This is a genomic window from Cupriavidus basilensis, from assembly GCF_000832305.1.
GTDB classification, from domain to species: Bacteria; Pseudomonadota; Gammaproteobacteria; order Burkholderiales; family Burkholderiaceae; genus Cupriavidus; species Cupriavidus basilensis_F.
The window spans coordinates 2,751,592-2,773,506 of the sequence record NZ_CP010537.1 but is presented as its reverse complement, the minus strand read 5'-3'; the positions used below and the strand labels follow the sequence as shown (position 1 = coordinate 2,773,506).

The window sequence follows — 21,915 nt, the reverse complement described above, 5'->3', positions numbered from 1 at the left end:
GTGAGACGTTCGCCGTATCGCTCAGCGATTGGCAGATGCCTGCGAAGAACGGTCATTCACGATCACAGCCAGCACTGAGGGGGGCAAGTGCTGCATCGACCCGCTTCTTGGCCCAGCTACCCATTTCACCTGAATGCGGCGACCTGGCCCAGGCCATTGGTTCGGGCCAGCACAGCCAGCTCCACTCAAGGGCGCCTCACGCCAGGCCTGAAACACGGCACCGAACGCATTTTCCTGGCTGCCAGGCGATATTCGCACACAAAAAGCACCGAGTGAGTTGCCTTTAGGGCACTTTCGTCTCCGCCTTCGGCGGACGGCCTTCAGAACGCCTGGCGCCTGACGATAAAGGGGGCGCCAGACACCCTTGGTGTCCACGAAAGAAGGGCGGCCTGAATGTGAAGCCCCTGTGGGGCGCGACGCGGCTGCGGTGGCCTGAAGCCACGGGCGGCCGCCGGTTCCGCTGGCCCTGAAAGGATCAGGGGCCACCAGCCAGCATCAAGCCCCAGGCAAGCGAATGCAAAATCAAGTGGGGAGATTTCCAGGTATGTTGAATTGGTTCAAGAGCGTTCGCATCGGGACGCGGCTGACAGCAGCGTTTTCGATCAATGTGTTCATGCTGCTGGTGATTGCGGTGGTTGCCTTGCAGAAGATGGCCACCATGGACGCCAATACGGAGTTGATCGTATCGGATCTGAACAACAAGATCCTTGAGTTCCATGGACTGAAGGATCGTGCGGCCCACACGGCCATCATGCTCCGTGACCTTGCCCTCGTACAGGATGCCGGGCAAATGGAGAAGAGCATCGCCAAGATCGCGCAGTTGCGTGCCGTCAATGAGGAGAAGATCCGCGGCATGGCGAACATCTTCTACACGGAGAAGGGCAAGGCCCTGTACAAGGATCTTGCCGCGGCCGATGCCAGGTACTGGGCGCGAGTGACAATCGTGATCGACGGCGTGCGCGAAGGCGATTCGGAGAAGGCGCGTGCAGAACTCACCGGCGAACTGTCGACCGCGCAAGCCAGCTACTTTGCACCGCTCGATGCACTGATGGAAGTGGGCAAGGCCGTCAGCGCGAAGGAGTCGGCCGAAGCCACCGAGGCGTACCGCGCGGCGAAGGTCTGGCTGCTTGGGGCGCTGGCGCTCGCCGTGCTTGCTGCGGTGGTGTCCGCTGTGCGCATCACTCGCTCGGTCACGCAACCGGTGGGCGAAGCGGTGAAGGCCGCCAGGGCGTTGGCGCAAGGCGATCTGTCCTATTCCGTCGTGGCCACGTCCGGCGATGAAATTGGCGAGCTCATGCAGGCGCTGGAGCGCGCGTTTACACAACTCCGCAGCCTGATCCTGAATATCCAGGTCGCGTCCGGTTCTGTCGACAGCGCGGCCCACGAGATCGCGCAGGGCAATACCGACCTGTCTCAGCGGACAGAACAGCAGGCGGCCTCGCTGCAGCAGACGGCGGCCTCGATGGAAGAACTGACCTCGACCGTGAACCAGAACGCCGGTAATGCCCGGGCTGCGCGCAGGCAGGCGCAGGACGCCATAGGTGTTGCGGACAACGGCGCCGCAACGGTCAAGGGCGTGGAGGAGGTCATGCAGGGCATCGCGGCGGCGGCCACCAGGATGGCCGACATCATTGGAGCGGTCGAAGGCATTGCCTTCCAGACCAACATCCTGGCGCTGAACGCGGCCGTGGAAGCAGCGCGGGCGGGCGAGCAGGGGCGCGGATTCGCGGTCGTGGCCGGCGAAGTCCGTACGCTGGCGCAGCGTTCGTCCGCGGCCGCCAAGGAAATCCGGGATCTGATCGCTTCCTCCATGCAGCAGGCCGATGCCGGGACCGGGCGGGTAGCGGAAGCCGGCGCGGCCATGGACCGCATCGTTGCGTCGGTACGGCAGGTGACGACCCTGATCGAGGAAATTGCGGAGGCGAGTGAAGAGCAGTCAACCGGCATTGAACAGGTCAACCAGGCCGTCGCCCAGATGGATCAGGTGACGCAGCAGAATGCGGCGCTGGTGGAGCAGGCCGCTGCCGCCGCCGAGAGCCTGCGGGAACAGGCTTCCCGCCTGGTCGCCGATGCAGGCACCTTCCGTGTTGAGGCCGGGGCGCCGGCCGGCGCTGAACAGAAGATGCGTGCGCTGATGTAACAGTAACATCTCATGCCCAAGGACGTTGCCAGGAAACGCCGAGGCCGCCACGTCGCCGCAATGGCGAAGGCGAAATCCGAACGCTTGCCTGCCCGGTATCGGGGCCCCAAGACCGGCAAGACGTGGTCGGGCCGCGGTCGTGCGCCGACGTGGGAGCCGTTTGCCGCCGAGGTCCCGGCGCAGTCTTTGGCTACGATATCCGGGAGTCGGCAATGAACGAATGGGGTGCGCACGAGGTTCCCGCATACGGTGTGAGGGCGGCTTCCTTGCTGGCTGACGTGAAGGAAGCGGTGATGTTGGTGGCACCAAGGTTCGTTGACCATCTCTACGCGACCTTGTATCGGGAGGACGGGCCGGCCACGATACTGAGTCGCTTTGATGAGACCGAGCTTGCAGCCCTGAGGATGTCGCAGGTCGCGTATTTGCAGTCTTGGCTGGAACCCGGGCTGAGTGAGTCCGAGCACCAGGCCAGGGCCCGGCAATGCGGAGAGCTGCTGGCCATGTTGGCGGTGGAATGCGGCTGGGTTGTCCGGGCCATGCGCGAGTACGCTAGCGCCCTGACAGCGCAGGTGGGGGGATTGCACCTGGACCGCAATACCTGCGATGCGCTCAGGCACGTGGTAACCGAGCGCGCCAATGCTGAAATCCACTTCAGCTTACTCGGCGCGAACGTGCTACAGCAAGAACGGCAACTGCTTATGGGAAAGTTGTTGCAGAGGCTTTCCCATGTTGCCAATTACGGAGACCGGGTGCAGGCCGCGCTGGACGGGCTGATGGACCTGAATGGCTTGCGGGCCGCCGCCATCGCCCATCCCGATCCAGAAGGAACCTTCATCTTCGAAAGGATGGCGGGCGACTTCGAGTCCTATCTGGAAAGACTGCTGGCAGCGGATGTCGTGCCGCGCGTGCAAGACAGGCCCTCGGTACTCTCTCAGGGCCCGATAGGGCGCTGCTGGCGCACTGGCGCGGTTGCCACGGTGGCCTCTTACGCCACAGAACCACTGGCGGCGCAGTGGAAGGAGGCAGCGCGTTCCTCCGGCTTCGGTTCTGGCGCGTCAATCCCGCTACGGGACGTCGAGGGGCGCATGCTGGGCGTGCTGACGATCTACGGCAGTTATCCAGGCATGTTCGAGACCACGGAAATGCAGACATTTCTCGAACTGACGGTGGGCGTGCTGCTCAGCCAGGCGATTGGCCTGCAGCGGCAGCTAGCCAGCGCAGGGGCTCATCTGCAGGCGAGACAGGTGAGCTACCTGCGCCAGCGCGTCTATGCGGGCGAGGTGACATTCCACGGCCAGCCGATTGTCGACCTGCACTCCCGCAGACCGGTTGCGATCGAGTTCCTTGCACGGCTACACGATCAGCGTGGCAAGACGATCGGGCCGGGCACCTTTCTGCCTTGTTACGGGCGTGACGACCTGATCCGATTGTTCAAGCTCGGGCTCGACTACGCCCTGACCCAGGCGCGCCGATGGGATGACGACGGCCTGTCGGTCGATGTGTCCGTCAACCTGCCCCCCGAATTGCTGATCGAGCCCGCCGGCGCTGACTGGGTGGCCGACGCGCTGCAGCGGCACCGGTTCGATCCGGCGCGACTGAAGTTGGAGCTGCTGGAAGACAGGCCGTACGGAGACAAGGAGCGTCACGACGCTGGCGTGCACGCGCTGGCAGCGCTCGGTGTAGGGCTGGCGATGGATGATCTCGGCTCTGGCTATAGCAGCCTGCTACGATTGAGCTCGTTGCCATTCCATACCGTCAAGATCGACCAGGGCCTTGTACGCGACGCGGGCCGAAATCCGGACAAAATCATTGGCTTTATCGGCTCGCTGATCAACCTGGGCAAAAGCCTTGATCTGACTGTCGTCGTCGAGGGCCTGGAAACAATGGATCTGGTTGAAGCGGCTGCAATTCTTGGGGCCGACGCAGGCCAGGGATATGCACTGGCAAGGCCGATGCCTGTGGACGGTGTCGCAGCCTGGGCCAGGTCATTCACAATGGATATCGATCCTGTGTCCCCCCGCAGCCGTCTTGGGTTGCTGGCATCGCGATGGCGCTGCGAACACACGGCAGCACAGCATGTCGCCGCGCAAGTATTGGGCACATGCGGACGGCGGACGAGCGTCTGCAATTCGTGGCCCGGCAGCCGTTGAAATGTCTGCCGGAGCGCGAAGGCGAACGGCGGGAGATGGCCCTTAACGGGGGGCGGTGTGCCGGTTGGCTATGATCGTTCACGACCCATCTCCGACACTCGCCAATCCAACCACGAATGTCAGGTTGAATATACTAAACGGCCATTGAGCTGATGGTCGCGCCCACGGGTACATCGATTGAAGAACGTCGACAGCGGGTCGATCCGTCGTGCCGGGCTGACCGTGACGTCAACCCAGCCAGTGCCGTTGGCGTTGGCGTTGGGATCGGAGTGGACTCGTACTTTGTCGACGGTGACAAAGACATGATCATAGCCGCAGGCGGGCGCGTCGGTCATCGACACGCTCAGGGTGCCGGTATTGCTACTGCTACTGCTACTGCTACTGCTACTGCTGTTGCTGCTGCCGCTGCTCGACGATCCGTCGCCACCACCGCCACAGGCGGCAAGAGCCAGCGCGCTACTCAATGCGAGCAGCCGCAGTGGAGCAATTGCTTACCTTGTCGAGGCTGTAAGCCAACGCAGCCCCAACTATGGCCGAAGTCGACCTGAGGGCCCTGGTTAAGCAGGTGGTGGCCGAAACTGGCACCGAAGGCGATTAGCAAGAATCAGAGTCTCGAGTTCGAAGCCACCGAATCCTGCAACCCTCCCGGCAGCGAGGCGCTGCTGGCCGTCCTGGCTCGCAACCTGGTCGACAACGCGCTGAGATACAGTCCCCGATTTGCGCGGGTGAGAGTGGGCGTGCAGCAGCACGGTGGGCGAGTTGTCTGCATTGTCGAAGATAGCGGTCCAGGGCTGGCTGACGCCGATTCCCGCAGACTCGGAGAGCGATTCTTCCGGGTTCCCGGTAGCAGCGAGAGCGGCAGCGGGCTCGGCTGGTCAATCGTACGACGCATTGCAGCATTTCACCAGTTGGAGATCGAGGTCAGTCAGTCGGTGGAGTTGGGCGGGCTCGCTGTTCGCGTCAGCGGCCCGGGCGGGCACAAAGCCGTTTGAGAACGCCCGCCGGTCACCCGCAGGCTTTCACGTTGGCTTCGTCTGGGCGTGGCTTCAGTTGCTTAAGATCGGACCGTTGCCTAAATTTATTTCAATTTCCGTAGCTACTTCTAGAATGAGTGGTGGGCTAGGCTGCCGGGATTCGCAAGAGACCTGGCCGGTGTAGCGGCGCGGTCCGAATTTCGGATCGCGATGTGGCCACAATGGTATCTATGGATTCGACGCCTTCTGTCGACATAAAGGCCGGGGGAGATCATGGGCAGCGTCTACCAACCAGGGGGCAGCGATCAAGCCTTTGCAGCAGTTCATCCGGTCGGGGCGAATCGCGGCAGCCGGGCCACGGCAGGCTCATGGCGTCGAAGATCGACCTGCGTCAAGGGCGGGTCCACTGCTGGATGTAGCTAAACTAGTAATCATGGGGCCATTCAGGATGTAGTGCGAAGGCGCTGAATTTTCTATTGGCGCAATTAACGCGCGGCAAGGAATGGAAATCGAAGAACGGACATCGGCAATTGAGGGCGGAAATGCAAAATATCGTGTTGGCTACGGACGGTTCCTCCTACAGTGATGCTGCGGCGCAATGCCTGGCTGACAGACGGCTATTCAAGGACGGCTTCTCCGTCCATGTCGTGCACTGCCTGCCAGACCTTTCGGGCGAGGTGAAGTCCTTTATCAGCAAGAAGGACATTGACGCCTGGCACACGGAAGAAAGCGCCAAGGTCATGCAATCCGTGGCCGCAATCCTGCGTGGCGCAGGGGTGCCGTTTGAAGAGCACAGCTTGGTCGGATTCGCGCCGGAGCGCATTGTGGACTATGCCAGATCCATCAAGGCTGAGGCGATCCTCATGGGCGCCCATGGCCGGGGCGCGTTCCTGGAAGCGATTGTCGGCTCCGTGGCAGGACGTGTGATTGCGCATGCGGAATGCCCGGTTGTACTGGTAAAGGTGCCATCCAAGACAGAATGAGCATGTTTCTCCGGCGGGGCATACGCCCGCGGAGTGGAGAACAGGATGAAGGCCCTTGCCACAAAATCCGCTGGAAGCGATGTGGCAAACGGGCGGGAGGCAGCCCTGTTTCGGCTCCGGCATGTCGGCAAGAGCTATCGCATGGGCGAAATTGAGATTCACGCCCTGGCGGGCGTCGACCTCGATCTGTTCGGCCGCGAGTTCGTGGTGTTGCTCGGCGCGTCGGGAAGCGGAAAATCGACGCTGCTGAACATCCTTGGCGGCCTGGACCGCCCGAGCACCGGCACCGTCGTCTATCGCGATCACGACCTGACCCAGGCCGATGACGAGGGCCTGACCCGCTATCGCCGCGAGCATGTCGGCTTCGTCTTCCAGTTCTACAATCTGATCCCCAGCCTGACCGCGCTTGAAAACGTCGCGCTCGTCACGGAAATCGCCATACAGCCGATGGATCCGCTGCAAGCACTGGAGATGGTCGGGCTGGCGCCCCGCAAGAATCATTTCCCGGCGCAGCTATCTGGCGGCGAACAGCAGCGCGTGGCGATTGCGCGCGCGATCGCCAAACGGCCTGACATCCTGCTATGCGATGAGCCAACTGGCGCGCTCGATTACAAGACCGGCAAGCTGGTACTGGAAGTGCTTGAACTCGTAAACCGCGAGTTAGGTGCCATTACCGTCGTGATCACGCATAACGCCGCCATTTCGGCCATGGCCGACCGCGTGATCCATATCAGCAGCGGCGCCATCACGGGCATCGAGCGCAATGCGGCACGCGCCAGACCATCGGAACTGTCATGGTGACCGCTTTATGGAAGATGCTGGGGCGCGATCTCTGGCGGCTGCGCGGGCAGGTGATCGCAGCCGCGCTGGTGGTTGCCTGCGGCATCGCTGTCCTGGTGGGGATGTACGGCGCCTGGCAGTCGCTGGCGATCGCCCAAGACCGTTATTACACAGGTCACCGCTTTGCCGATGTGTTCGCGAACGTAAAGCGCGCGCCGCTCGGGATGGTAGAGCAGATACGTGCCTTGCCAGGGGTTCGCGGTGTCGAAACGCGAATTGTGCGTGACGTGACTGCCGATGTGCCGGGTTTCAGCGAGCCCGCCACCTTGCGGCTGGTCTCCCTTCCCGCCAGCGGCGTACCGGTGGTGAATGCCCTGTTCCTGCTGCGCGGCCATTTCCCGAACCCGGCCAGGGAAGACGAAGTGGTGGCCAGTGCCGTCTTTGCCGCCGCCAATGGCCTGGAGGTCGGTTCCCGCATCACCGCCATACTCAATGGCCGCTCCCGCAATCTGGCTATCGTCGGGATCGGGATGTCCCCCGAGTATGTCTACGAAGTCGGGCAGGGCATGGTCTTCCCGGACAACCGCCGCTTTGGTGTGGTGTGGGTGGGACGCGAGGCAGTTGCGTCCGCTTTTGGCATGGAAGGCGCATTCAATGATATCGCGCTGACGCTCGATGCCGGTGTCACCGCGCGCCAGCTCATCGATCCGCTCGACCGCCTCCTGGCCCGCTATGGCAGCCTGGGCGCCTATGGCAGGGAAGACCAGCTATCCAATCGTTTTTTGTCCGATGAACTGGCAGAGATCGGTATTACCGCCACTTATGTGCCCGTGCTGTTTCTTGCCGTGTCGTCGTTCCTGCTGTACACGCTGCTTAGCCGGCTCGTCACGATGCAGCGTGCCGAGATCGGGCTGCTCAAGGCGTTTGGCTACGGCGGCCGCACGGTTGCCTTTCAGTACCTGCGCTTCGGGCTCGCCACCGTGTCGATTGGTGTTGCAGCCGGGATACCGGCGGGCCTCTACTTCGAGACCTTGATGGTTGACCTATATCGCCAGTATTTTCACTTTCCCAACCTGCAGGCGACCATAAGCCCGCGCGCGCTGATCGTCGCGGTGCTGGCCAGCGTGGCCGCGGCCATCGTCGGGGCTGGTGCCGCGGTGCTGCGCGCCGCCAGGCTGCCCCCCGCCGAGGCCATGCGGCCGGAGCTGCCTGCGGGCTTTCGAGCGAGCCTTCTGGACCGTGCCGGCGTGCTCCGCGCAATGCCAATTCAGTTGCGGCTGATCGTCAGGAACCTGGCTCGCCGGCCCGGCAAGGCCATGCTGTCAACGACCGGGATTGCCCTGGCGGTCGGGCTCATGGTGGTGGGCAGGTTCGGGCTGGACGGCGTCAAGCAGATTCTTGACTTGCAGTTCGGCCAGGTACAGCACGACGACGTTACGTTGTTCTTCAACGAGGCGCAGCCTGCAGCTGCGGCTTTCGATGTTGTACAACTGCCGGGTGTCATGAGGGCCGAAGGTTTCCGCATGACGCCAGTCTGGCTGCGCCATGGCCACCGTGCCAAGCGTGTCGAACTCACGGGCCTTGACGCCGGCGCGGATCTGCGCGAGGTGGTTGGTTATACGGGAGGCCGCCAGCGTGTCAGCTCCGATGGCCTGGTCGTATCTGCCAAACTGGCTGAGACTTTGCACATCGGCATTGGCGATCGGGTTGAGGCGGAGTTGCTGGAGGGGCGCCGGAACGTCATCACGCTGCCTGTGGTCGCCACGGTTGATGACCTGCTTGGCATCAGCGCCTATATAGAGCGGCACGCGCTGTCCCGGCAGTTAGGGGAAAGCCCTGCCATCAGTGGCCTCTATCTGCGCATCGACACGCTCAAGGAGCAACAGTTGTATGCCAGGTTGAAACGCCTGCCCGCAATCAGTTCGGTGATCGTGCGCAGTGCCGTGCTCGAGAGCATCGGCAGCACTCTGGACCGCACCTTCGTGATATCGAGTTTGGTCCTGGCGGGCTTTGCCTCGGTCATCGTAGCTGGGGTCGTCTACAACAATATCCGCATTGCGCTGTCCGAGCGCGGCAATGAGCTCGCTAGCTTGCGGGTTCTCGGCTTTTCGCAGGGAGAAGTCGCGACCATCCTCATCGGAGAGCAGGCATTGCTGACGGCCGCCGCGCTGCCGCTGGGCATCGCCGTGGGCTATGGGCTCTGCGCATTGCTGGTGCCGGTGTTTGACCGGGACGCATTCCGGATGCCGCTTGCGCTGGAGCGGGCAACGCTTTTCTTCGCGATGCTGCCGGCGGCATGCGCTGCGCTGGCCGCTGGCCTTCTGGTCTTGCGGCGCTTGCGGCACCTCGACCTGGTCGCGGTACTGAAGACGCGGGAGTGACACGCGATGCGCCTCTCGGCCAGTAAGACTGCGTTCATTCTTGCCGGGATCCTGCTGCTGGCGGGTTCAGTCTACCTGCTGGTTCCAGCCCCGTCCGAGGTGGACACGGTTCAGGCCACGCGCGGCCCATTGGAGGTCACGACAAGCGAGGAAGGAGAGACTCGCAGCAAGGAGCGCTTTGTCGTTGCGGCGCCAATTGGCGGCCGGCTGATGCGCATCGGCCTGCGCGAAGGCGACGCCGTGAAGGTGGGGCAAGTCGTGGCGGAATTGGCGCCATTGCCGTTGAGTGCCAGGGAGCAGGAAGAGGTGATAGGCAGGGTGGCGGCCGCGCGTGCCGCGCACCGCGAGGCGTTGGAGCGGGTACGTCACGCTGACGAGGATTATGCGCAGGCGCAACGAGAGCGGCAGCGGATCGAGCGTCTGGTGCGTGAGCATTTTCTGTCGCCTCAGGCGGGCGAGCAGGCAGCCAACCTTGGCATCACCGCCGGCAATGAACTGGCGGCGGCGCAGGCCCGGGCAAACGCGGCCAAGGAGGAGGTTCGGGTCGCCGAGGCCGGCATGCTCGCCTTGCGTGAATACAAGGGCGGCTCCTCTTCGTTGGTGTCAGTCAGAGCGCCCGTTGCCGGAGCTGTTCTAGGCATCCCCGAGCGCAGCGAGCGGATCGTCAGCGCAGGCGCGCCATTGATTACGATCGGCGATCCCCACGACCTGGAAATCGTCGTCGAGCTGCTATCGACCGAGGCGGTCAAGGTCAGGGCCGGCATGCCGGTGCGCATCGAAGGGTGGGGCGGCGAACAGGAAATTGGCGGAGTCGTGCGGCTGGTCGAACCGCATGCCTTCACCAAGATTTCCGTCCTGGGCATCGAAGAGAAACGCGCCAACGTTATCATCGACGTCATGGCGCCGCCCGCGCAACTGGGCGACGGCTTTCGCTTGATCGCCAAGATTGTCCTGTGGCGGGCGGAGGATGCCCTCAAGATCCCGGTCAGCGCGATCTTTCGATGTGGCACCGCTTCGTGGTGTGTGTTTTCCGTCACCGATGGCCGGGCCTCACGGCGGGAAGTGCGAATCGGGCGTAGAAACGCAGAGGACGCCGAACTGTTAGAACCGCTGCCGCAAGGCACTCGGATCATTCGTTATCCTTCGAGCAGCCTGGCAGATGGCCAGCGGGTAGCGGAGCGCAAACGATCGTAAGGGCGGGCAAGATGATTGGCGTCTTGATGTCATGTTTACCACAGAGCGGCTCGGGAGCGGCCGCAATCAAGCGGCAATAGATCAAATGCAGTGGATTCCAACGGGCTGCATCTGGCGACTATGCAAAGGGTTGTGTCTGTCAGCGAGACGCTTCGTTGTCTAAGATCATCTGCATCATGTGAACCACGTAGCCGGCATTGATACGCACGCAACTTGAAATCACATCACGATCGCTTTTCCGCTTCCCGCAGGGACCGAAGTTCAGTGCGTCTTGGCCACCATTGCCCTGTCCGCGCCAACTGTCCAACGGTTCGACGGTTCCCGTTCACTCGTATCTTCTATGCCGCGCGCACTGTCGAAGCGCTCGACCAAATCCCACTAACGCCACCCGGGGCGGGTAGATGACGCCGAACACCGCCTCCGCGCCCTGGTCGCCGAGGTTGGTCAGGGTGATTGTAGGCATTGCCATCTCGGAGCTTCTCAACGACCAGGCCCGGCAGCGCTTCACCAAGTCGCGCAATCCTCGTTCCTAGCGGTGAGGCGGGCGTACCAGCGCGGCGCTCAGCGGGCATGGACTGGCCTCGTCCGCGCCGGACTCAGCGATCCCAGTGCGAATCGGCTGGCGCGAATCCGCCATAGCGACGCGCAAGGGTTCATATCGTCTTGTTGGCTTTGATCTACCGCAACCGCGATGCGCAAGGGTGCCGAAGCGCACGCGCATCGGCACGAAAACGCGTTGCCCGCCGCCGCCAGGCTTTCTCGATTTCCACCGCAATGCCAGCCACTGACGACGCCCCGAGGCAGATCCCCAAGTCCTGCGGGCCCAAGGGTTCGGTCTTGAAGATCATATTCAATATCGGCACATAGATTGCGGCGAGCTGTAGTCCAAAGGTAAGCAGCACCGCCGCGAGCAACGGCAGATTCGAGCGCAAGCCAAGGCGCCATAGCGGGGTTTGTTCAGAGCGAATAGCCAGTACGTGCGCCATCTGCGACAGCGTGAGCACGGTGAATACCATGGTTTGCCAGTGCCGCTGCCCGCCTGCCAGCGCCCAGGCCTGCACCCCCAGGCAAAGGCCCGCAATCAGCAAACCGATACTGACGATGTGCTGCCACATACCGTGCGCGAACAAGCTCTCCGTCGGTGGCCTGGGCGGACGTCGCATGATGCCGGATTCGGCCGGCTCCGCCGCCAATGCCAGGCCCGGCAGGCCGTCGGTGACAAGGTTAATCCACAGTATGTGAATGGGCAGCAGCGGGATGGGTAGCAGGAACAGCGGCGCCAGGGCGATCGTCCATATCTCGCCCGAGTTGCCCGTCATGGCGTAGCGCACGAATTTGCGAATGTTGTCGTAAATACGGCGGCCCTCCCGCACGGCCGCGACGATGGTTGCAAAATTGTCATCAAGCAATACCAGGCTGGACGATTCCCGGGCAACGTCGGTTCCGTTCTTGCCCATGGCCACCCCGATTTCCGCGCGCTTGAGCGCTGGCGCGTCGTTCACGCCGTCGCCGGTCATGGCGACGAACTCCCCACGCGCTTGGAGCGCCTCGACGATGCGGATCTTTTGCGCCGGGTCGACGCGCGCAAACACGCGCGCCCGCGCGACTCGCTCGCGCAAAGCGGTATCGTCGAGCGAGGCGAGATCCACCCCCGTCACGACCTCAGCATCTCGTTCCGGCACGATGCCCAGCCGGTACGCGATGGCCCGCGCTGTGGCGGGGTGGTCACCGGTGATCATTACCGGGGTAATGCCGGCACCGATGCAGTCGCGCACGGCATCTGCAGCCTCCAGCCTCGGCGGGTCGATGAGCGCCAGCAGGCCGAGGAACTGAAGGCGGCATTCGACTTCGGCCAGCGCATTGGCATCAGGGAGGCGCGGATGGTTCCTGCGTGCCAGCGCCAGCACGCGCAGGCCTTGCCCGGCGAGCGTGTTTGCCTGCTCAAGCACATTGGCGCTATCCAGCGGCGCGGGACCGTCCGGCGTCCATCGCGCTTCGCAGCACGGCAGCACCGACTCTGGCGCGCCCTTCGTATAGGCCACGTAGTCGTGTGCGCCTGAGTGGACCGTGGTCATTCTCTTGCGCCCGGAGTCAAACGGCTGCTCTTGGACGCGAGGAAGGGCCTCGTCCATCGCGGCCTTGTCGATACCGCCGGACAGGCCTGCCCGTACCAGTGCCGTTTCGGTCGGATCTCCTTGCCAGTCCCCGGGGGTATCGCCACCGGACTGGCGGGCGTCGTTACACAGAACGGCAGCAAGCAGCGCCTCCCGATGGACGACGCCCGGCAGCGAATCGCCCGGGACCCATTGGCGCCCGTTGGCCAGCAATAACTCTACTTGCATGCGATTCTGTGTCAGCGTACCGGTCTTGTCGGAACAGATCGTCGTGACGGAGCCTAGGGTCTCCACCGACGGAAGCCGCCTTACCAGCGCGTGCACCGCCGCCATCCTGCGCGCACCAAGCGCAAGCAGCACGGTGACCACGGCGGGTAGGGCTTCCGGGATCGCGGCCACGGCCAGGCTGATCGCCGTGAGCGCCATCGGCAGCAGGCCTTCGCCGCGCAGCACGCCCAGTCCAAAAATCACAAGGCAAATTCCCAACACCGCGATCGACAGTCGCCTGCCGAAGCCTGCCAGGCGGCGCTGCAATGGGGTGCTGCGCTCTGCCGTGTCGAGCAGTCGTGCGACTTTGCCCAACTCGGTGGCCATGCCCGTGGCCATCACGATCCCTGTTCCGCGCCCATGCGTGGCGACCGTTCCCTTGAACGCCATGTTGAGGCGGTCGGCGAGGAACGCGCTGCTGTTGGCCGACATGGCTACGCTTTGCTTGGCGACCGCGACTGACTCTCCCGTCAGCGCTGATTCGTCCACCTGGAGTTGGGCGACTTCGATCAGCCGCAAGTCGGCGGGGATATGGTTTCCGGCTTCGAGTTGGACGATGTCACCCGGCACCAGGACGCTTGCCGGCACCGTCTCCAAATGGCCGCCGCGCAGCACCGTGGCCTGGGCTGCCGCGAGTTGGCGAAGCGCGGCGATGGCGCGATCAGCGCGCCAGGCCTGCGCGATGCCGATGGCGGCGTTGAGCAGCAAGATCATCAGGATGGCGAGCGTGTCGCTCAAGTCGCCGATGACGCCGGAGGCGATCGCGGCCGCCAGCAGCACGATGACCATGAAGTCCTTGCACTGCGCGGCGACCAGCGAAAGCAGTCCGCGCCCAGACGTCTCTTGGAGCGCGTTCGGGCCGTGACGCCCTGCGCGCAGCCGCGCCTCGTCTTCGGACAGGCCTTGAGCGGGATCAACCCCTTGCTCGCGGGCGAGTTCCCTCGCGTCGCGCAAGTGCCAGCCGGAGACGGAGGGCGTGGATGCCGGCTTCACCGACCGCGCCGCGGACACCGCGACTCGCAATAGACCCAGCCGTCTTCCAACTCATTGATGCGCAAGCGGAACAGGTAATTGATTGCGTTACGCCCGACCGTGAATTTGCGAGACTGGCTATCGCCGCGAAACTGGGCACGCACCGTATATGTGGCTGGCGGCAGCTGCATATAGAGCAAGGGCCCGGCGATGACAACGCGCAGACGCCGCTCGCCACGGGTATCCTCGATTGTCACCACGACGTCGGACAGGGCCGCGCCGCCCTTCGCATCGTAGAATCCGAGCCGTACGTTGAAGCGGCCCGCGATGGACCGCATGGCTTTTACCTCGTCCTCCCCGATGCCGCCTGAGACATAAGAGATCCCGTTGATCTGCTGTACCTGGGGGAGAAGGATGTCGGCATCTGGCTGCGCGCCGTGGACGGGCAACGCCGTAATGACGAGCCCGACCAACGCCGCCGCCGCGACGAAGCCAAGGATATGCTTGCCAGCCATGATGGAATCGGTTCGTGGTTATTCGCTAGCACCGACAGGGCGCCGGCATCTCCGCTCCAGTATTATCCGTGGTACGGTGCGCGGCTTGATCCAGCGCAATGCCGCGCGAAACGGGCCCGACCTCATCGTGGCGTTCATCAAGCAATTGCTGGCGCGGAGCCCGATTGCGTTGTGCATGTTCCGCTGCAGCTACCGCCCCGGCAAGGCTGGCAACACGATCCGCCATCGATCTCACCTGGCGGATCACCTGCACCAATTCGCTGTGTTCGGCTTTGAGTTTCGTGGCTTCTGCCAGGCTCAGCAGCGAGCGCTGCTTGACATTAGCGGTACACGCCCGTGGCCGGGGCCAGCGGTAAATACGCCCGAAGCGCAAGCGGGCGAGCGCGTCATCCGGCTGAGGCTTGCCGCGACCATGGGCGGCGGCCGGGCAGGTCAGCATGCACTCGATAGCGCGGGCCGACGGCTCGGCGCTGAGCACGCATTGGGAGCCTCGAATGGAGGGGACTTCCGTTCGATGACCTCAGGTACCACCCTGGCTGTTGCGCGTCAACATCACATCCAGCACCTGGAGACGAACCGTTCTTTCGCGTCGGACGTTGATTTGGCTCAAAGGGACTAGGCCCACTGTGCGCATACTGTTTTATGCGCCTGTCGGAGACGGCGCCGATTGCGAGTAGCCTTTTGAATCGGGGGGCCGCCGGCAGCAAGGGCAGGAAGCTAAACGCAGGCGAATTGCGCAACAGAAGCGGCCCTCGATCTCTCTCAAGACTGTCTTTGCGGTGCTACTCGCAAAGTGCCGAAATGCCGTGTCAAATTCACAAATATGAGGTCCGATATGATGAAAAACAAGTCGATTCGCTTTCTGCAAGCCAGCAGCAGCTTGGCCGCCAGCCTGATATGTGCGGCTTCCTTTGCGCAGGCGCCGGGTGCCCCTCCCGATCGCAGCAACGCGACTGTGCCTGCCGGCCGGACGCAGATCGAGGCCCCAAAGGATCCACTTGTCCAGCGCCGCGAGGCCAACAAGGAGGCTTCGGACGAATACAAGGCCACGAAGAAGGCAGCCAAGCGCGATTATGACAGGGACAAGAAGGCGGCCAGGAGTCACGAGAAGAAGCACCAAAAGGCCAACGACGCGGCCGCGAAGGCACAGATGCCGGGGGAGCCAAAGAAGGGTGAGCAGGCTAACTGACGCCAGCGGCGCGCCGGAGTCATTCGATCCCCAGTACCCGGCGTGCCAGTTTTGCTAACTTGACATAGCGGAATGCAACGATTCGCGCCACGCATCGAGTCCATAAAGAATGGTGGTGTCCAAAACCGAGTCAACAGCGCTCAACTGACCATAAGGAAATTGAGATCCGAGCGTGGACGACGTCTACGTCTACGTCTATGGCATACGGGCGGCCCGAGACGGGTTGTCATCGACGTCTACACCGCTTCACCCTTGCGCGCATCCGTGATACTGTATAAACATACAGTATCCGGAAACTTCCTGTCAGTCCCCTAGGGCTGAGCCGCACGCATCACATGACAGCCGAACTCTTCCCCATATCGCCCGACGCATCGGGCGATCCGCCTTTGGCGCAGCCGCCCGTGGCCGACCGGCAGGGGGCGCTGGACGCACTGGAGCAACGCTATCCCGGCCTGTGGCGGGCGGGGCAGCTTGGCCATCTGGGCCGGGCGGGCAGCGTGCCGGCCTTGCCGACCGGCCATGACGCGCTCTCGGCCGAGTTGCCGGGCGGTGGCTGGCCGGTGGGCGCGCTCACAGAGCTGCTGCTGGCCGACCCCGGCGTGGGCGAGTTGCGGCTGCTGCGCCCGGCCTTGCTGGCGCTGGCCGCGGCGCAGCGCCGGGTGGCGCTGATCGGGCCGCCGCACCTGCCCAATGCAACGTGCCTGGCCGAATGGGGTTTGCCGGCGCGCCTGTTGTACTGGGTGCGCCCGCCCGCTGGCGCGAGCCGGGCCGCGGCGCAGGCGGATGTGCTGTGGGCGGCGGAGCAGGTGCTGCGCAGCCAGGCCTTTGGCGGGGTGATGGTGTGGCTGCCCACGGCGCGTCCCGAGGCGCTGCGGCGCTTGCAGGTGCTGGCGCAGGCGGGAGACGCCGTGGTGTGGGCGTGCCGGCCGGCCAGCGTGCTGCGCGAGTCGTCGCCGGCGGTGCTGCGGCTGCTGTTGTCGCCGGCGCCGGGCAATGCCGTGTCGGTCGTGTTCCACAAGCGGCGCGGCCCGGTGCGCGATACGCCGCTGGTGCTGCCGCTGGGCGAGATGATGGCGGTGCCGGCCATGGCCACGCCGCAGGCCCCGTCGATGCCGGTCCCCCTGAATGCCCCGGTTTCCCAAGCCGTTGCGGGAGAGCAAGCCCATGTCGTACTGGATCGCGGTGCATCTGCCGCGCCTGTCGCTGGACGCGCTGCAGCCGAACTGGCCTGAGCCCGACGCGCATCGCGCCTGCGCCGGCCTGCTGCACCACAGCGTGCCGGTGGCGGTGATGGAGCGCGAGCGGGTGGTGCTGGCCAACGGCCCGGCGGTGGCGCTGGGGGTGCAGGCGGGGATGCGGCGGGGCGGCGTGCAGGCGTTGTCGGCGCAGGTGGTGCAACTGCAGCGCGAGCCGTCGGCCGAGGCGCAGGTGATGACGGCGCTGGCGCTGGCGTTGCTGCATTTCACGCCGCATGTCACGGTGCATCCGGATGCCGGGGTGGCTACCGTGATGATCGATGCCGGGGCCAGCCTGCGGTTGTTTGGCGGCCATCTTGCGTTGTGCCGGGCGGTGTATGCGCGGGTGCGGCGGCTGGGGGTGTTCCTGCAGCTGGGCTGCGGGCCGACGGCCTTCGGGGCGGCGTGGCTGGCGGCGCAGCCACTGCGCAGGGATCGCCGGGGCGGGCTGGTGCGTCCGGCGCGGCGCGCGGTGGGGCTGCCGCGCATGGCGCGGCTGCTGGACCGGCTGCCGGTGGGCATGTTGCAAGGGCTGGCGGACGATGGCTGGCTCGATGGCATCGGCTGCCGGACCGTGGGCGAGGTGCGGGGCCTGCCACGTGCCGGCCTGCGGCGCCGGCTGGGGCCGGACCTGCTGGCGCGGCTGGACCAGGCCTATGGCGAGGTGCCGGTGCGTTTTACGTGGTTCAGCGCGCCCGCCACCTTCTCGCAGCGCATGGAGCTGCCAGGCCGGACCGAATCCGTGCAGGGCGTGATGGCGGGCGCGCAGCGTTTGCTGCTGGCGCTGGCCGGCTGGCTGGCCGTGCAGCAGGCGGGCGTGACGCATCTTGTGCTGCGGCTGGAGCATGAGCGCTACCGGCTGGGCGCCGAGACGCAGGCCACGCCGGTGACGATCAGCCTGGCGCAGCCCAGCCGCGATCCGGTGCATTTGTCCAGGCTGTTGCAGGAGCGGCTGGACAAGGTGCAGTTCCGCGTGCCGGCGGTGAGCCTGCTGCTGGTGGTGGAGTCGGTCCAGGCCTGCGTGCCGCAGAGCGATGCGCTGTTTCCCGAGCCGGGCGGCACGCCGGCGGAACTGGGCCGCGTGCTCGATACGCTGATGGCGCGCCTGGGCCGGGAGAACGTGCTGCAACCGCAGCCGCTGGCCGACCACCGGCCCGAGCGCGCCAACCGCTGGTGCCCGGTGGATGAGATGCCTGCGCGCGAGCCGCAGCGTGCCCCGGCGGGCATGCCGGAGCGTCCGCTGTGGCTGATGGCGCAGCCCGTGGCGCTGACTGTGCAGCGCCATCGGCCTTGCCACGGCGGGCCATTGACGTTGCTCTCGCGCCCGGAGCGCATCGAATCCGGCTGGTGGGACGGCGCGCTGGCCACGCGCGATTACTTCGTTGCGCAACGGGCGGACGGGCTGCGCTGCTGGGTCTATCGCCAGCGCCCCGGGCGTGAGGAAAGCGGCGAGTACCGCTGGTTCCTGCATGGCTTGTTTGCCTGAATCTTTGCCCGAATCTTTGTCATGTCGAGCCAGCCAGCCAACCCTTCATTCTCTGCCTTGCCGCCGGCGCTTTCGGCGCTGCTGCCGGCGTTGCCCGACTATGTGGAGCTGCATTGCATCTCCAATTTCACCTTCCTGGACGGGGCATCGCATCCGGTCGAGCTGATCGAGCGCGCGTTTGCGCTCGGCTACCGCGGCCTGGCGCTGACCGACGAATGCTCGGTGGCAGGCACGGCCCGCGCGCACCATGCGCTGAAGGACCTGCGCGAACGCACCCGCGATGCGGCCGAGCGCAGCGCGGCGCGGCTGGCCGCCGGGCTGCGGGAGGATGAGGACGAGGCCGCGGAGGAGCCGGAGGAGGGCGACGACGAAGACGGCGAGCATCAAGGGGATGGCGAATGCCCCGCCGCACCGCACGCCACTGCCACCGGGAGCGCCGATGACGCCTTGCAGGCCCGCCTGCGCCGCCATGATCGCCTGCTTGCCCTGGCCCGTGCCGCGCAGGATTTCCGCCTGCTGATCGGCAGCCGCTTTACGCTCACCGACCACGCGGGCCGGCCTGTGCTGCGGCTGGTGCTGCTGGCGCAAAATCGCGAAGGCTTTGGCAACCTGAGCGAGTTGATCACGCTGGGCCGCACGCGCGTGCAAAAGGGCGCCTACGCGCTGCATCCCGACGACATCGCCGCGCCGCAGCCGGACCAGGCCCACCTGCGCGGCATGCCCGATTGCCTGGCGCTGCTGCTGCCTTCGTATTGCCCGGACCCCGCCGAGCTGCTGCGGCAAGCCCAATGGATGCGGCAGACGTTTGGCGAGCGCGGCTGGATCGCGCTCGAGCAATTGCAGGGTTATGCCGATGCCGCGCACCGGCTGCGGCTGGAGCAAGCCGCGGCGCTGACCGGCGTGCCCCTGGCGGCATCCGGCGCGGTGACCATGCATGTGCGCTCGCGCAAGCCGCTGTCGGACGTGCTGAGCGCGATCCGCGTGGGCCAGCCCCTGGCCGAATGCGGCATGGCGCTGGCGCCCAACGCCGAGCAGCACCTGCGCATGCGCCAGCGCTTGTCGCGCCTGTACCCGCGCGAGGCGCTGGCGCAGACGCTGCGGGTGGCCGCCATGTGCGATTTCTCGCTGGCGTCGCTGCGCTACGAGTACCCGGAGGAACTGGTGCCCCCGGGCGAGACGCCATTCAGCTACCTGCGCCGCGAGACCATGAAAGGCGTGCTGCGGCGCTTCCCCAAAGGGCTCGAGCCCGCATGGCGCAAGCAACTGGCGGAGGAGCTCGCGCTGATCCGCGAGAAGCAGTACGAGCCGTTCTTCCTCACCGTGCACGACATCGTGCGCTTTGCCCGCGGCCGCGGCATCCTGTGCCAGGGCCGCGGCTCGGCAGCCAATTCGCTGGTCTGCTATTGCCTGTTCATCACCGAGGTCGATCCCGCGGATGCCAACCTGCTGTTCGGCCGTTTTCTCTCGCGCGAGCGCGACGAGCCGCCGGACATCGATGTGGACTTCGAGCACCAGCGGCGCGAAGAAGTCATCCAGTACATCTACGAGAAATACGGCCGCAACCGCGCCGCGCTGGCGGCGTCGCTGATCACCTATCGCTCGCGCAGCGCGCTGCGCGACGTGGGCCGGGCGCTGGGCATCGATGCCAGCGTGATCGAGCAGGTGGTCAAGGGGCAGGCATGGTGGGATGGCGGCAAGACCTTCCTGGAGCGCATTTCGCAGTACGGGCTGGACCCGGACGCGCCGGCGGTGCGGCAGTGGGCCAGCCTGACCACGCAACTGCGCGGCTTTCCGCGCCATTTGTCGCAGCACGTGGGCGGCTTTGTGATTGCGCGGCACAAGCTGTCGCGGCTGGTGCCGATAGAGAACGCGGCCATGGAAAACCGCAGCGTGATCCAGTGGGACAAGGACGACCTTGAGTCGCTGGGCCTCTTGAAGGTGGACGTGCTGGCGCTAGGCATGCTCTCGGCCATCCGCCGCGCGCTGACGATGATCCCCACGCGCTCGGGCGTGCCGTACCGGATGGAAGACGTGCCCAAGGACGATCCGCAAACCTACGACATGATCTGCGCCGCCGACACCATCGGCGTGTTCCAGGTGGAGTCGCGTGCGCAGCAGTCGATGCTGCCGCGCCTCTTGCCACGCGAGTATTACGACCTGGTGGTGGAAGTGGCCATCGTGCGGCCCGGCCCGATCCAGGGCGGCATGGTGCATCCCTACCTGAAGCGGCGCGAGCAGGTGCGGCGCACCGGCAAGCCGCCGGCGTACCACAACGACGTCATCGAGAAGGTGCTGGGCCGCACGCTGGGCGTGCCGATCTTCCAGGAGCAGGTGATGCAACTGGCCATCGACGCCGCCGGTTTTACGCCGGGGCAGGCCGACCAGCTACGCCGCTCCATGGCGGCGTGGCGGCGCAAGGGCGACCTGAAACAGCACCAGGATGCGCTGGTCAAGGCGCTCACCCGCAACAAGTACCCGGAGGCTTTTGCGCTGGCCATCTGCAAGCAGATCGAGGGCTTTGGCGAATACGGCTTCCCGGAAAGCCATGCCGCCAGCTTCGCCAAGCTGGTCTATATCAGCGCGTGGATCAAGTGCCACCATCCGGCGGCCTTCCTGTGCGCGCTGCTCAACAGCCAGCCGATGGGGTTCTACTCGGCGTCGCAACTCGTGCAGGATGCGAGCCGGCACCACGTGCGCACGCATCCGGTCGATGTGACGGTGAGCGGCTGGGAAAGCACGCTGGAGCATGCGGCCAGCGGTGCGTCAGCGCGCGCCCGCCAGCGCGCCCAGCCGGCGGTGCGGCTTGGCCTGAACTGCGTGAACGGCATGCGCGAGGCGGCGGCCGGGCGGATCGAGCTGGCCCGCGCCGAGGCGCCGTTCGCCAGCGTGGAAGACCTGGTGCTGCGCGCGCGGCTGGACCGGCACGACATCGACGCGCTGGCCGCCGCAGATGCGTTGGCCAGCCTCGCCGGGCATCGCCGCCAGGCGCGCTGGCAGGCGCGCGCCGCGGCGCTGCAGGCCGCGCATCACGACCTGCTCCATGAGGCGCCGCCGCCCGAGGGCGAACTATCGTTGCCCGCGCCGCGCCTGGGCGAGGATGTGGCGGCCGATTATGCCAGCACGGGCCTGTCGCTCAAGTCGCATCCGCTGGCGCTGCTGCGGCCGCGGCTGGCCGCGATGCAATACGCCACGGCGCAGGACTTGTCCCGCTGTGGCAACAACCGGCAGGTGCGTGCCTGCGGCATCGTCACGGTGCGGCAGCGGCCATCCACGGCCGGCGGCACCATCTTTACCTCGATCGAGGACGAAACCGGTGCGATCAACGTGATCCTGTGGCCGGACCTGATCGAGCGCCAGCGCAAGGAGGTGCTGGGCGCGAAGCTGCTGGGGGTGATCGGCACGTGGCAGCGCCAGGGCGAGGTCAGGCATCTGGTGGCACAGGAACTGGTGGACCTGAGCCCGCTGCTGGGCCGCCTGATGGTGTCCAGCCGCGATTTTCACTAGGGCGCGATTGGGGCGTAATTGGGGCGTAATT

17 protein-coding genes are annotated in these 21,915 nt (G+C 65.2%); 13 read left to right on the top strand and 4 right to left on the bottom strand.

Annotated features, from left to right (window positions below):
• Window positions 1-514: 514 nt before the first annotated feature.
• From RR42_RS32860 to RR42_RS32855, 3 genes are read left to right on the top strand one after another with little or no spacing between them, the layout of a single operon-like run.
• A complete protein-coding gene (locus RR42_RS32860) occupies window positions 515-2,140 on the top strand; it encodes a methyl-accepting chemotaxis protein (RefSeq protein WP_236702100.1) in 1,626 nt (541 codons plus the stop codon).
• 12 nt (window positions 2,141-2,152) lie between these two features.
• Complete coding sequence (locus tag RR42_RS41855; RefSeq protein ID WP_082055183.1) at window positions 2,153-2,356, top strand: H-NS family nucleoid-associated regulatory protein; 204 nt, start codon at window positions 2,153-2,155, stop codon at window positions 2,354-2,356.
• The gene (locus RR42_RS32855; protein ID WP_052495130.1) at window positions 2,353-4,290 is read left to right on the top strand and encodes an EAL domain-containing protein; all 1,938 of its coding nucleotides are present in this window, start codon (window positions 2,353-2,355) and stop codon (window positions 4,288-4,290) included. The genes RR42_RS41855 and RR42_RS32855 overlap by 4 nt, the downstream gene beginning before the upstream one ends.
• A 119-nt stretch (window positions 4,291-4,409) precedes the next feature.
• On the opposite strand, the gene RR42_RS41550 is transcribed toward RR42_RS32855, so the two are convergent.
• On the bottom strand, window positions 4,410-4,754 hold the full coding sequence (locus tag RR42_RS41550; protein WP_269083413.1) for a DUF4382 domain-containing protein: 345 nt from the start codon (window positions 4,752-4,754) through the stop codon (window positions 4,410-4,412).
• A 114-nt stretch (window positions 4,755-4,868) separates the two neighbouring features.
• On the opposite strand from RR42_RS41550, the gene RR42_RS41340 reads away from it, so the two are divergent.
• The 5 genes from RR42_RS41340 (at window position 4,869) to RR42_RS32835 (ending at window position 10,602) form a co-directional block, all read left to right on the top strand.
• Window positions 4,869-5,282 (top strand): ATP-binding protein, encoded by a 414-nt coding sequence (locus RR42_RS41340; protein WP_330218543.1) that lies wholly within the window; start codon window positions 4,869-4,871, stop codon window positions 5,280-5,282.
• A 524-nt stretch (window positions 5,283-5,806) separates the two neighbouring features.
• Window positions 5,807-6,247, top strand: coding sequence for a universal stress protein (locus tag RR42_RS32850; RefSeq protein WP_043356134.1), 441 nt, complete (start codon window positions 5,807-5,809; stop codon window positions 6,245-6,247).
• A gap of 45 nt (window positions 6,248-6,292) precedes the next feature.
• Window positions 6,293-7,048, top strand: coding sequence for an ABC transporter ATP-binding protein (locus tag RR42_RS32845; protein WP_043356132.1), 756 nt, complete (start codon window positions 6,293-6,295; stop codon window positions 7,046-7,048).
• Entirely contained in the window at window positions 7,042-9,408 is a 2,367-nt protein-coding gene (locus RR42_RS32840; protein ID WP_043356130.1) for an ABC transporter permease, read from the top strand. Before RR42_RS32845 ends, RR42_RS32840 begins: the two co-directional genes overlap by 7 nt.
• Before the next feature lie 6 nt (window positions 9,409-9,414).
• Window positions 9,415-10,602, top strand: a complete 1,188-nt coding sequence (locus RR42_RS32835; protein WP_043356129.1) for an efflux RND transporter periplasmic adaptor subunit — start codon at window positions 9,415-9,417, stop codon at window positions 10,600-10,602.
• A gap of 325 nt (window positions 10,603-10,927) precedes the next feature.
• Here the strand turns inward: RR42_RS32835 and RR42_RS32830 are convergent, their stop codons facing one another.
• From RR42_RS32830 to RR42_RS40175, 3 genes are all read right to left on the bottom strand, one after another.
• Entirely contained in the window at window positions 10,928-11,110 is a 183-nt protein-coding gene (locus RR42_RS32830; protein WP_269083438.1) for a 2-oxo acid dehydrogenase subunit E2, read from the bottom strand.
• A 169-nt stretch (window positions 11,111-11,279) separates the two neighbouring features.
• Window positions 11,280-13,976, bottom strand: a complete 2,697-nt coding sequence (locus RR42_RS32825) for a cation-translocating P-type ATPase (RefSeq protein ID WP_144410010.1) — start codon at window positions 13,974-13,976, stop codon at window positions 11,280-11,282.
• Window positions 13,973-14,470: a hypothetical protein gene (locus RR42_RS40175; RefSeq protein WP_052495129.1), complete on the bottom strand. Its 498-nt coding sequence runs from the start codon at window positions 14,468-14,470 to the stop codon at window positions 13,973-13,975. The genes RR42_RS32825 and RR42_RS40175 overlap by 4 nt, the downstream gene beginning before the upstream one ends.
• Between RR42_RS40175 and RR42_RS32815 the strand changes: the two genes are divergently transcribed.
• The 5 genes from RR42_RS32815 (at window position 14,469) to RR42_RS32795 (ending at window position 21,884) form a co-directional block, all read left to right on the top strand.
• On the top strand, window positions 14,469-15,089 hold the full coding sequence (locus RR42_RS32815; protein ID WP_043356126.1) for a hypothetical protein: 621 nt from the start codon (window positions 14,469-14,471) through the stop codon (window positions 15,087-15,089). The genes RR42_RS40175 and RR42_RS32815 overlap by 2 nt on opposite strands.
• Before the next feature lie 216 nt (window positions 15,090-15,305).
• Entirely contained in the window at window positions 15,306-15,659 is a 354-nt protein-coding gene (locus RR42_RS32810) for a hypothetical protein (protein WP_043356125.1), read from the top strand.
• Between the two features lie 335 nt (window positions 15,660-15,994).
• A complete protein-coding gene (gene imuA, locus RR42_RS32805; RefSeq protein ID WP_043356124.1) occupies window positions 15,995-16,891 on the top strand; it encodes a translesion DNA synthesis-associated protein ImuA in 897 nt (298 codons plus the stop codon).
• Complete coding sequence (locus RR42_RS40885; RefSeq protein ID WP_043356122.1) at window positions 16,824-18,380, top strand: Y-family DNA polymerase; 1,557 nt, start codon at window positions 16,824-16,826, stop codon at window positions 18,378-18,380. The genes imuA and RR42_RS40885 overlap by 68 nt, the downstream gene beginning before the upstream one ends.
• Before the next feature lie 21 nt (window positions 18,381-18,401).
• Window positions 18,402-21,884, top strand: coding sequence for an error-prone DNA polymerase (locus RR42_RS32795; RefSeq protein ID WP_052495128.1), 3,483 nt, complete (start codon window positions 18,402-18,404; stop codon window positions 21,882-21,884).
• The last annotated feature ends 31 nt before the right edge of the window (window positions 21,885-21,915 follow it).